Annotated in this window: 10 protein-coding genes; 5 read left to right on the plus strand and 5 right to left on the minus strand. The window is 37.6% G+C overall.

Annotated elements, in window-relative coordinates; genetic code table 11:
• Positions 1-4 precede the first annotated feature (4 nt).
• The gene (locus tag VB691_RS09800) at positions 5-823 is read right to left on the minus strand and encodes a sulfotransferase family protein (protein WP_323291306.1); all 819 of its coding nucleotides are present in this window, start codon (positions 821-823) and stop codon (positions 5-7) included.
• Between the two features lie 111 nt (positions 824-934).
• Here VB691_RS09800 and VB691_RS09805 point away from each other — a divergent pair, with 111 nt between their 5' ends.
• The 3 genes from VB691_RS09805 (at position 935) to VB691_RS09815 (ending at position 4,208) form a co-directional block, all read left to right on the plus strand.
• On the plus strand, positions 935-1,876 hold the full coding sequence (locus VB691_RS09805) for a hypothetical protein (protein ID WP_323291307.1): 942 nt from the start codon (positions 935-937) through the stop codon (positions 1,874-1,876).
• A 5-nt stretch (positions 1,877-1,881) separates the two neighbouring features.
• A complete protein-coding gene (locus VB691_RS09810) occupies positions 1,882-2,394 on the plus strand; it encodes a glycosyltransferase (protein WP_323291308.1) in 513 nt (170 codons plus the stop codon).
• A 389-nt stretch (positions 2,395-2,783) separates the two neighbouring features.
• Positions 2,784-4,208, plus strand: coding sequence for an NAD(P)/FAD-dependent oxidoreductase (locus VB691_RS09815; protein ID WP_323291309.1), 1,425 nt, complete (start codon positions 2,784-2,786; stop codon positions 4,206-4,208).
• Positions 4,209-4,293: 85 nt separating this feature from the next.
• Here the strand turns inward: VB691_RS09815 and VB691_RS09820 are convergent, their stop codons facing one another.
• From VB691_RS09820 to VB691_RS09835, 4 genes are all read right to left on the minus strand, one after another.
• Entirely contained in the window at positions 4,294-6,333 is a 2,040-nt protein-coding gene (locus VB691_RS09820) for an FAD-dependent oxidoreductase (RefSeq protein ID WP_323291310.1), read from the minus strand.
• A gap of 145 nt (positions 6,334-6,478) precedes the next feature.
• Positions 6,479-7,672: a HEAT repeat domain-containing protein gene (locus VB691_RS09825; protein ID WP_323291311.1), complete on the minus strand. Its 1,194-nt coding sequence runs from the start codon at positions 7,670-7,672 to the stop codon at positions 6,479-6,481.
• A gap of 336 nt (positions 7,673-8,008) precedes the next feature.
• Positions 8,009-9,652, minus strand: a complete 1,644-nt coding sequence (nadB, locus tag VB691_RS09830) for an L-aspartate oxidase (protein ID WP_323291312.1) — start codon at positions 9,650-9,652, stop codon at positions 8,009-8,011.
• A 220-nt stretch (positions 9,653-9,872) separates the two neighbouring features.
• Positions 9,873-10,490: a 7-carboxy-7-deazaguanine synthase QueE gene (locus VB691_RS09835; protein ID WP_323291477.1), complete on the minus strand. Its 618-nt coding sequence runs from the start codon at positions 10,488-10,490 to the stop codon at positions 9,873-9,875.
• Positions 10,491-10,569: 79 nt separating this feature from the next.
• Between VB691_RS09835 and VB691_RS09840 the strand changes: the two genes are divergently transcribed.
• Both VB691_RS09840 and VB691_RS09845 read left to right on the plus strand, forming a co-directional pair.
• Positions 10,570-11,601, plus strand: coding sequence for a CAP domain-containing protein (locus tag VB691_RS09840; protein ID WP_323291313.1), 1,032 nt, complete (start codon positions 10,570-10,572; stop codon positions 11,599-11,601).
• Between the two features lie 4 nt (positions 11,602-11,605).
• On the plus strand, positions 11,606-12,238 hold the full coding sequence (locus VB691_RS09845; protein WP_323291314.1) for a ribonuclease D: 633 nt from the start codon (positions 11,606-11,608) through the stop codon (positions 12,236-12,238).
• Positions 12,239-12,275: the final 37 nt, after the last annotated feature.

Here is a 12,275-nt window from a genome sequence, read left to right on the forward strand (position 1 = left end):
GTAGTTAAAATTCTCCCAGAGTTTCAATGGTGCTGCAATGGGTAGATAGTGTGGTAAAGCATTGTCTAAAGGAATAAGTCGCTTTTTCAACTAATTCACTAGAAATTTTTATATCTGATTGTTTTCGATTTCTAATGATATGACCAGCTTTAATATTTTCTGACGAATCCCCAATACCTCTCATACCAGTTGTTTTTAATGTTTCATATTGTTCTGAAAAACTGTCTTGGGTCTCCAAAAAAAATTTTAAGCTATTTAAAACCAAGTCACTCTGATTGATCAGTTGCTCATAAGTGATAAAAAAGCTTCGTTTTTTATTGTTAATTAATTTGGCATAACTTTCTAGTATCTCTAAGCGTTCTTGATAGTAAGTTAGAGCTTTTTCTTCATTTAAGTGAGGTTTTATTTCCAAAATACTTGCTAGGGTTCTTTGGGGTTCTCTAATTAGAAATAGACTATAGACCTGATCAGAAACTAAAAAATCATCTGCTAAAAATTTATGGTTATGTAAAACTTTATCTAATACATATTTATGGTTCATTTGATAGTCTTTCATAGTCCTGTAAACCTTAAATATTAATGTTTTAAAATCTAACTCCGAAGCATAGTTAATATGGGTTTCTCCATAGCCAATAATTTCAGGATTAGAATTGAGTAAATGAGTCAATAAAGAAGATCCAGATCTCATGTGACTCAAGATGAACAAGATGCGAAAAGGCTTTTTCCGAAAACGTATTTGATAGGGATTCTGATCAGTATCAATCCGAAATTGATAGTAATTATCAGCTAGATTATTTTTAAGCTCTCTAAAATATTGACGCATTTGTTCTACTTGAGATGTCATTGGGCTTAAATTTTAGATAAAGTTCCTCGACTTTCTAGTATAATCTAATCTGTTTTAAAACAAATATTTCAACAACAAGAGGCAATCTAGATGGCACTTCCAAGCTGTTCCCTGTGGATTTTCGTAGCCCGCACAGATGTTTCCTTTATGATGCACACCATTCCTCACTTAGTGAGAATGAACCATTTTCCTTTTGAGGAGAAGGTTTTGGTCATTGATACCGCGCCCTTGACTGGGGATAAAGTGGGCCGCCCTGGAATCGGTACTATGCAAGAACTTCTAGACTGCACTCAACAGCTACTCAAGGCTAATATTGTCGATAGGATTGTCGATATTAATTATGATCCAAATTATCGCCAACGAGTTTACCGCAAGCACTTTGGTAGCTCGATTCGCTGCACCCACAACTATAAAGGGTATCCGATCTTAGGGTCGATTTTTAAGATTGAGGAATGCAAAAGCGACTATATGCTTCACTTCGACAGTGATATGCTACTGCACCAAAAACCAGATTATGATTGGATTACAGATGGTGTTGAGCTAATGCAGCAGTTTCCTGAGATGATGTTTGTCAGACCGTTAACAGGGCCACCAACGGAAGATGGCACAATTTACCAAAGCAGTCCCTACGAAAGAGAATCGGACAAATTTTACAAATCTAAGTTTTTTGGAAGTCGAGTGTATTTAATTAACTGTAAACACTTCGATGATTTACTGCCTTTACCAATTATTTGGCGTTCCTATCGGCAGCAGTTTATGAATGAAGTTCCCCTATCCCTAAAAACTTTTCTTAATCAGATTACGGGTAAGGGAAAATTAGATTCTTGGGAAATTATGGTATCTAAGAAGTTAGAGCAAACTAAGTATTTTAGAGGAACTTTGATGAATCCTAAAGCCTGGACTTTACATCCTAAAGATCGGAGTCCAGAATTTATCAAAGCTTTACCTAACATCATTAAAAAAATTGAAGCAGGAGACTATCCTTCTGAACAAGCTGGTTATTATGACCTTATTTCTGACCTATGGTTCTAGATTTTATGGAAACAATCAGCATTATTATCCCCGTTTTAAATGAAGAAAAAGTTATTAAACAAAACCTACTCCGACTCAAACATAGCTCTGGTATAGAGATAATTTTGGCTGATGGGGGAAGTCAAGATCAAACTATTCTCATTGCTCAAAATATGGGAGTTAAGGTTGTTTTTTGTACTCAAAAAGGTCGTGCTTATCAAATGAATCAAGGTGCGTCTATTGCTACCGGAGATATTCTTTTATTTCTGGTTATTGTCGGGGTTTACTCTGGATATCAGCTTTTATATGCTTTTCTTGGTTATCGGACTTTACTTAATATACTTCAAACTTCCGGTATTAGCTCATTTATTCGACAGTTACTCATGTCTATTTACGATATTTCTATCAATCAGATTTTATTCTATGTTCTTCCTTACGGATGTTTGTTTGCTTTGGGGATTCTAGCAGTTAATTTGAATCGCCAGAATTTCTTGAAGATGTTTTTATTTTTCTTGGGGATTTTTATAACAGGTTTATAAGATAATCAATTTTCCAATAAAAGCGTTAAACCATGCGCTATTATCTCTGTCAATAGAAACAAAAATAATCCTAATAAAACGATTGTCAATAGACATCTCCAAAAGCCCAAATTTGACCCCGATGCTACAAGGGTTTGAAGTTAATTTCTGGAGATGTCTAATGAAAATTTTGTTTATCAAGAATATTGGTCAGGAGACTGGAAAAAGCAAGGGATAGTTCAAGTATTTATTCGAGAATCAACCCAGTAGTTAAAACTGGAGAGATATAAATAGGTGTGGAAAAGGCATTTTATCTCTTATAATTATCTTCAATATCTTATTGATGCCTTGTCCCTACAAATTTTCAATATGTTATGATAAAAGTGTAACCTTTCATCATCCATCAATCAATGAGTTTAGATTATGATCTCGTAATTATTGGTGACACCTTAGAAGCGTCTTATGCTGCACTAAAAGCCGTTAAACTAAAAGCGCGAGTTGCTTTAGTATTAGGGAAAACAGAAACTAATACTTATACGGAAATTGATCGTTTTACCTTTAATTACTTAACTTGTTTTGACAAAAACTGGCAAAATTTAACCCAATGGGAACTAAATAATGATTTTGTTACCCACTTAAATTCTTACCAAATTAAAACTTGGACAACCCAAGTTAAACAAGACATCAAAGAATACTATTCCCCTGCTATTTTAGCGGCTGCGGGAATAGATATTATTATGGAGTCAGGAGAGTTTTGTCGTCTTCCTCAATTGGGGTTTGTGATTAAAAATAGAACCTTACGATCGCGTAATTATTTATTAGCAATGGGTTCTATTTCTAGTATTCCTAAGATTCAAGGATTATCAGAGGTAGGATATTTAACTCTTGAAACATTAGACTTAGAAAAGCTTCTTAATGATCTAATTATTGTTTCACAAACCCCGATAGGTATTGAACTTGCACAAAGTTTAAACCAGATAGGAAAAAAAGTTACTTTAGTCGTTGAAGATAGCAGTATTTTACCTCAAGAAGATGCTGACGCTATACAACTTATTCAAGCACAATTAGAAGCGGAAGGCATAAAATTATTGGTTAATTGTCCCATTAGTCAAGTGAGAAAAATTGAAAATAAAAAATGGCTTCAAGCAGGAAATGAAGCCCTGGAAACTGATGAAATTATTTTCATAACCAAACCAAGTCCTAATATTCAAGGATTAAATTTAGACGGGGTAAAAGTTCAAGTACAACCCCATCAAATTATTGTCAATGATAAATTACAAACAACTAACCCACAAATCTATGCTTGTGGGAGTATAATAGGAGGATATTCATTATCCAATCTTGCCAAATACGAAGCAAATATTGCTGTAAAAAATGCTATTTTTTCTCCTATTTTTCAAGTTAATTATCATCCTCTGCCTTGGCATATTTTTACTCAACCTATTTTATCAAGAGTTGGATTAACCGAAACTCAAGCAAGACAGAGTTATGGGGATGATATTATTGTCATTAAACAAAATTATAAGACCTTAGCTAAAGCACAAATATTAGATGAAACCACTGGATTTTGTAAAATAATTACCCGTCGTAATGGTATAATGTTAGGAGGGCATATTATAGGAAATAATAGTGATGAATTAATAAATATAATTGCTTTAGCGATTAAAAATAACATCAAAATTCAGCAATTTTCTCAATTATTTCCCTCCTATACCACTATCTCAGAAATCTTATTTCAGATCTCTGAAAATTGGCAAGATAAAAAATTTCAAGAAAATAAATCCTTAAATAATTGGTTGGAAACGTTACTATTTTGGCGTAGAAAATGGAATTAATTAGGATTTTTGTTGTGGGTTACGGTGAATAATCAATTAACCGATTAAGCGACATAGCATATCGCTACCTAACCCACCCTACACATTACTTCCATTCATCCCAAGTTTCATTAAAAATTGAAGTATTAGGAAAAGTCGTCGGATTATTATTAGCATCTAATCTTTGCCGTAATTCCTGTAACTTTTTCGACCGAAATATAGGTTCTTCCACTAATTGATAAGGTAAAATTTGTTCATCAATAGCAAATGCAGCAGCAGTACCCGCAGCGGCCCCAGATGACCATTCAAACGAGTGTACCCGATAAGCAGCAGCAGCAATATGACTAACAGCAATACTCTTGCCAGTAACAATTAAATTATCAATATTTTGGGGTAACATTGACCTTAAAGGGACTTGGAAAGGATAAGCTTGACCTTGACCCATTCTTTCCCCTTCTCGTTCCGTATTCCCTGGTTTTTCTGCGGGATATTCAGTCATACAGGGATGAAAATCAATAGCATAATGACCAATACCCACCGAGTCAGGATAAATAGTTGATCTTTTACGTCTTGTCACCTGTTCAGGAGATGCTTCACCACTAAGAATTTTAAACCCTTCTAACCCTGCTAAAGTACCATGAAGTTGACGATAAGTATCAGGAGAAAGGGTCTTTTTATAATAATCATCTTGATAGTTACGGCGAGAAATATCAATTTCATTCACCATAAATCCATTTTCATAAATAAAAGATTCTCGGCCAATAATGCGCCTTGCTTCGCGCATATAGGGGTATTTTGATAACCCGTGAACTGTTCCCATGGGAGACTCTAAACCGGTCAAATAACGATTATTTGGGTTTGGTGTTTTGACCCCTTCTCCTAACTGAGAATCTGTAGTTCCTTCCACCAACCAATAAAAATATCCAATCGCGTTTTCTTCCCCTTTCCGTAAGGTTTCTGTCCGCAAACCTCCCATCCAGTTTCCAGGATTAAGTTGCCCTATTTTTTGTAATTGTTCACGGGTATAAATAAGATTATCTTGAGAAGTTCCTGGACGATAATCATTCCCCCATGTCCAGTTTTGCATGGAAATATCCCCAGGAGTGGGAACGGTAAAAGTGATCCCCCCAAAGGTCTTTGTTTCCCCTTGTTCGGGACTCCAAATACGACGATAAGTATGGACTAAATCGAAGTCAGCTAACCGTTTTAATTCATAACTATAATAAGGAGAATATTGTAAGTAAAAATCTGGTAATTCATGTTTTTGGGGTTCTTCCGTGGTTTCCATGGCAAAAGTATAGGTAAACCCTTGGGTACAATAGGGGTCATTTTTTGTACTGGAAGCAGAGGGTTCTAAATAGGAACGGGGATCAATTCCTAAGCGATAAGGTACATCAGCTAAGGCAATAATTTCTCCCGTTTCTGTTGCTTCAATTACATACCAATCAGCCGGAGTTTGTTTATCATGGGGTTTAGGAATAAACTTAATAATAGTCTTTTTAAATTGTTCTGAATCTTCGTATTTATAGGAATCTTCAATAGTTTGAGAAAGGGGATAAGTGTTTAATTTGGGGGCATTTTCAGCAGGAGTATGCTGAATTGCGATCGCACTCATAATTTGCTTTCCTGTTCCCCCATTTGGGTTCTTTTCAATGGTTAAATCTTTAATTACTGTTGAAGGAAACCATTTTAAAGTTCCTCTGCCTTTTTTAGCTGCCTCAGTTAACATTTCCTGGAGGATTTTATCACCATCCCCAGGCAAAAAACAAGAATCACTAACCCAACAGTCTCCTGGGTTAAGTTCCCCGTAATGTTGTTCAATGCGTTTTCTTAATTCTAAATAACCCCGTGGATAAATTAACTGCGATCGCTGGGTTGGGCGTTCATCCAATGCAGAGGTTCCTTGGGCGGAAATTTGTCCCCCCACCCAGTCAGTTATTTCCGTCAAACAGACTGTTTTTCCTGCTAATAACCCTTCATAAGCAGCGGCAGTTCCGGCCAGTCCTCCACCCACAACCAACAATTCACATTCTACCGTTTCGTCAGGGTTACGGGGAGGAGTTGCGAGGGTTAAAGGGGTCAAAACTTGCCACATCACCAAAGTTACAGGAAGGGTAGCAAAATAGCGACGGATTTTATTGAACATAGTCTGTGAGGTTGTTTTTGCCTTAAAATTAAGCCTTGTTTATTATTTATAGAAGTATTTTTAAGGTGCTTTGTTCCCTTATGACTATCACAATTTATCAATGGATACCATAAGTTTAATCGGCTTTGTTTTTGATTAAGTTATGTTATATTTCTTCGATAGAATCTGAATAGGATTGTTCCACAGTTACCTCTGGTTTCAGATCACGAGTTAGCATATCTAAACGAGGAGTCATTTGGGTATTTAATTGGTTAATAGCCCATTTTGCCGTATCTTGAACCTCTCGATCTTTATCGTCGATCGCATGACAAAGCAGTTGACTAATTTGGGACATTAATTCATAAATTCTGGTTAAATCTCGGATGGCATTTTTACGAACTTGGGGATTTTTATCTTGTAAAGAAATCGATAAAGCTTGATTCATTGGTCTCAGAGTTCTTGCACTAATTTGAGATAAAGCTTCTAAAATCAAACTTCGTTCTTGAGAGTCCGTATCAATCATCAAATCTACGAGAGGTTTCATCGCCCTAGAATCAGCTTTTTGGGCTAATCCCCAGATAGCTTTACGGCGTTTTTTAGGATCAGTTTCTTGTAAATAATCGATTAATATTTCAACGGCATCTAGACTAGAAATACGGCTTGTTGCTTGAATTTTTAATTGGCCTTCATCCGCCGAAGACTCTGATAAAATTATTGGTTTAAGTCCATTGTTATTGGAGATTATCGGTTCTTTAATTGATGATTTTTCCTGGTCTTTTAAAACTGGCTCAAAATATTCTTCGTCTTCTTGATTGGAGATTATCGGTTCTTTAATTGATGATTGTTCCGGGGCTTTCAAAACTGGCTCAAGATATTCTTCGTCTTTTTGAGAGGTCAATAATTCATCTTCAAATTTCTCTTTAGGATAGGTAGAAGGACGACGAAAAAATAACCAAAACACTAGACCAAAACCACCAGTAATAATAACTAAACCTAATAATAACCAAATCCAATTAGTGGTTAAATTACTGAGGGGGTTAGCTTGTTTAGCAAGATAAAATTCAACATTTTGCAGAGCTTGCTGAGCATAAATATCATTGGGACGAGCTTGCAGAGCTTTCGTGAATTGTTCTTTTGCTTTTTGATAATTCTTCTCTCTTGTCGCTTGATACCCTGCTTGCATCAAAGGATTATACTGAGAAGGTTTAGATGCTTCAGTTGCGGGAGCTTGGGCGACGGTTTCAACCTTTCTCTCGGTTGCGCTCTGATTTAATAAAAATACCCTAGCGTTACTATCGGGGGCCCAACCCAAAGCAGTGAGACAGATAATTACTAATAGGGATAAACGATAGTTAATCATATAGACAATTTAAAATGTTTTGGCTCAGTTTTCTTAATTTAACCTTTAATTCTTGTTCTTATGTTATGATTTGAAACTTTTTGACTCAACTCAATTTAGTTTAGCCAGATTTGTCCAAGTTTTTTGAGGTCTGTCCATTTTTAACATAATACATTGGTTTAACTCATCTGTCCTTAATCCTTATTTAAAGATAGAAGCTGACTCAAATTTAACTCATCTTCCTTTTTTTGCCATCATAGCAGTCATTAAGTTTCCTTGCTTGGCCAACCCTGAGTGCGGATGTCAAGAAAATTTTTGTATGATTGAATGAAAAGGTCAAAGCCTTGTCAACAGAGGTTAAGCCACTGGAGTTGTCCCCCAGCGATCGCCAGAAATCAGGGTATGTTGTTCCCATTGAGAAGAAGACTGAGGATAATCTAAACGATAATGGCCGCCCCTGCTTTCAGTGCGGAATAAGGCACTATTAAGCATTAAGTAGGCAATATCTAATAAATTAAGAGTTTCGGCGCAAATCCGCAAATACGTCTGTGCAATTGGTAATTCAAACCTCACCCATTGAGCAGGAGATAACCTCAGAATATAATTACTCATGGTCAAGCCAGTAACTTGAGTTCGCCACTGTTTAACCTGTTCTAGAGCCGATTCTAACACTCCTTGAGTGCGAGAAATTCCCGCACTTTTCCACATTAGGGTAGGCAAAGCTTGACGAATTTGCCGAATTAATTCAATGTCCGTTTCCCACCCTTGAAGATCTTCAATCACAGTAACAGAAACCTGCTTTTTAGGAGACAAAGGATTAACCTCAAGGTTAGCTAATTGGGCCGCAAACACCAAACATTCTAACAAAGAATTACTCGCCAAACGATTAGCCCCATGTACCCCTGTACTTGCCGTTTCCCCAATGGCATAAAGTCCAGGAATAGAGGTACAGTTATCCAAATCTACCTTAACCCCACCCATCCAATAATGGGCTGCAGGGGCGACAGGAATGGGTTCTTTGAAAACATCAATGCCCCATTTTTGACAGACGCGAATAATATTGGGAAAGCGACGGCGAATTTTAGCGGCTTCAATCGGTCGCAAATCCAGATAAACTGGGTCATGGGCCGGATCTGGGGCGTATTTGTGCAAATGACTAAAAATTGCCCTACTGACCACATCCCTAGGTGCTAATTCTCCTGATGGGTGATAATCAAAGGCAAACCTTTTCCCTTGAGCATCGATCAGATGGGCCCCTTCTCCCCGTACCGCTTCACTAATTAAAAAATGGGGGGCCCCAGGTTTCGTTAACGCCGTAGGATGAAACTGAAAAAACTCTAAATCTCGAACTATCGCCCCGGCCCGCCAAGCTAAGGCCACCCCGTCCCCCGTACTAACTAAGGGGTTAGTGGTTTGGGCATAAACTTGGCCGCCGCCTCCTGTGGCTAAAATAACGGCGGCAGCTTGAATCCAATAGATTTGGTGGTCATAGAGAATACTTAGCCCCTGACAGCGTTTTGTGGTGGAATCAAGCCATAATTGAAGGGCGATCGCTTGTGGGATAATTTCTATATTGGGACGTTCGATCACTTTGGCCGTGAGGGTACTAACAATGGCCCTTCCTGTGGTATCGGCAGCGTGAAGAACACGAGGATGAGAATGGGCCGCTTCTAGAGTCATGGCTAATTGTTCCCCTTGACGATCAAAGGCCACTCCCATCTCTACTAGGGATTTAATGGCGGTAGCAGCATGATCTACCAAAAATTGAACCGCAGAACTATCACAGAGGCCGGCTCCAGCTTTTAGGGTATCCTCTAAATGGAAGGTCGGAGAATCATCGGGGGCGATCGCCGCAGCAATTCCCCCTTGGGCCCAATCACTAGCTCCGGTTTTTAGGGTATCTTTGGTAATTAGTCCCACTCGATACTGTTTCGGTAAGCATAAGGCCGCATAAAGTCCGGCCGCCCCTGACCCGACGACAACAATGTCAAAGGGGGTCATCAATCTTTCTATTCCCACAAAATTCGCTGAAGATGTCAAGGTAACAACGGATAAATTTTTGCTTCTTTAACTGTAGCTGAGATCTTACTCAGATCTTGCACCAGCACGGAAAAGCTAAAAAAATCCGATTTTTAAACCGTCAAACCCTGATTATTTCGTTGAAATTTAGGCAAAAAATCGGATTTTTGGTTCAGGTGCAAGATCTCAGTTTTACCCAATTTTATCTAACCCCTAAAAACTTGTGCATTTGTAAACTCATTCGCCAGTCAGGATGATCTAAAATATAATCAAAAATCAAAGGCTGACTTTGAGGACTATTCCACTCTGGTTGTAGATATTTAATCGCTTCAGGATGTAACTTTTTAGCTTGTTCTTCTGCCCAAATTAAATCTTTTTGATTAGCAATAACAACTTTTAATTCATTCACATGAGAATAAACACTTTCATGGGGAACTTTAAACGGTTTTGGTGAAAACGTTACCCAGTCAAACTGCCCACTAAAAGCATGGGCCCCAGAGGTTTCTAAATGTACCCTTAACCCCAAACTCTGTAACTCCTTAGTTAAGGGCCATAAATCGTGCATTAAGGGTTCTCCTCCTGTAATAATGACAATGGTGGGATTAGCTTGTTTTGCTGCTTCTCCTAACACCTTAATCGACTGTTGAGGAGATAATTTACTCGTCCATGACTCTTTTTGATCACACCAGGGACAATAAACATCACATCCGGCCAAACGAATAAAAAAGGCACTTACACCCATCCAAGTGCCTTCGCCTTGAATCGAGTGAAAAGTTTCTACAATGGGGTAAGTAAGAGTGGTCGGTGCGATCGCTTTCATCCCAACTAAAGGTAAACTATCCATAAACTATTATTAACACTTATCAAAAATCTCGCTATCTTACGGTTCTAATGCACCCATGAAATACAGTTTATCTCGGTTTTTTCTCACCTTTCCCCTGCTAATCATTAGTTTGATCGGATGTCAACCCATCGAACCCATTTCCTTTGAGCAGACTCCCAGATCACAAACACCCCAACCTCTCCCACAATCTAGTTTAACCGATCCCAGCTTTCTTGAGGGAATTGAAGAAATCACCTATCGAGAAATTAATCAATATCGTCTTGCTCAAAATTTACCCCCATTAAAGCTTAATTCTCAAATTACCCAACAAGCTAGAATTCATAGTGAAAGAATGGCCTCTGGCCTCATTCCTGTTGGCCATGAGCGACTAGAAGAAAGACTAAAAATTATTAATTTTAGTACCCCCCATCAAAAAGGTGTTGAAAATTTAGCCATTCAGCAAGATAATTCCGATCCGGTAAAATCTACTATTAAACAATGGTTAAGTAATCCTGAAAGTCGTCAAAATATTCTAGGAAAATATGATGAAACAGGAATTGGAGTCGCTAAAAATACAGCAGGAAAATATTATTTTACCCAAATTTTTATTCAAGAAAATCCTTCCTCAATCAAAGATTCTGTTCCATTTACCGATCCTTTAGAACCTTGGAAAAATCGAGATCTTGTCTTAGAAAAATCTGGTCAAGATAGTGAATTATTGATTGCTTTAGAAGCAGAAATTAACCGTCGAGTCAATCAATATCGGTTATCTAAAAATTTACCCCCCTTACAAATGAACGCAGAAATTAGTTATGTGGCCCGACAACACAGCCAAAATATGGCCAATAAAACAGCCACTTTCAGTCATGATGGGTTTGATGGACGGGCCAAAACTGTGGGGAAAACAATTCCCTATCAAACCTTTGCTGAGAATTTAGCTTATATTAAAGGATATCCTGATTTAGCTGCCGTTGCCGTTAAAGGTTGGATTGACAGTCCTGGCCATCGTAAAAACATGGAAGGAAAGTTTAATTTAACCGGAGTAGGTATTGCCAAAAATGCCGATGGGGAATATTATTTCACCCAGTTATTTTTATTACAACGATAATCTGATGACAGAATCTAACAATTTTCAAGTCTGTAATTACGATCTTTCTGCTGAAACCTTAGCCCGTTATTTAGAAGCTGATGCCCTGGCCATTGATACAGAAACTATGGGATTAGTTCCCCAAAGAGATCGTCTCTGTTTAGTACAGTTATGTGACCCCAGTGGTTTTGTTACCGCCATTCGTATTGAACGAGGACAAACGGAAGCCCCCAATTTAAAGCAATTAATGGAAGCGAAAAATATTGTTAAGATTTTTCATTATGCTCGCTTTGATGTTGCCCAATTTAAGTATAGTTTTAACATAGAAACTCAGCCAATTTTTTGTACTAAAATTGCCAGTAAATTGGGCCGAACCTACACCGGATCTCATGGTTTAAAATCCTTAGTCCAGGAATTACAAGGGGTTGAATTAGACAAAAGTTCTCAAAGTTCTGATTGGGGCAATGCTAATAATTTATCCGATGCTCAATTAAGTTATGCTGCCAATGATGTGCGCTATTTAATCCAACTGCGAGAGCAATTAATTACTATGTTACAAAGAGAAGAAAGATGGGAATTAGCTCAACAATGTTTTGATTGTATTCCCGTATTTGTCGCCTTAGATTTAATGTATTATAAAGATGTTTTTGAGCATTAATTCTGTGTCAACTAATCATCAATGGTTTGTCAATGAT

This window comes from Crocosphaera sp. XPORK-15E (assembly GCF_034931425.1).
Taxonomy (GTDB): domain Bacteria; phylum Cyanobacteriota; class Cyanobacteriia; order Cyanobacteriales; family Microcystaceae; genus UHCC-0190.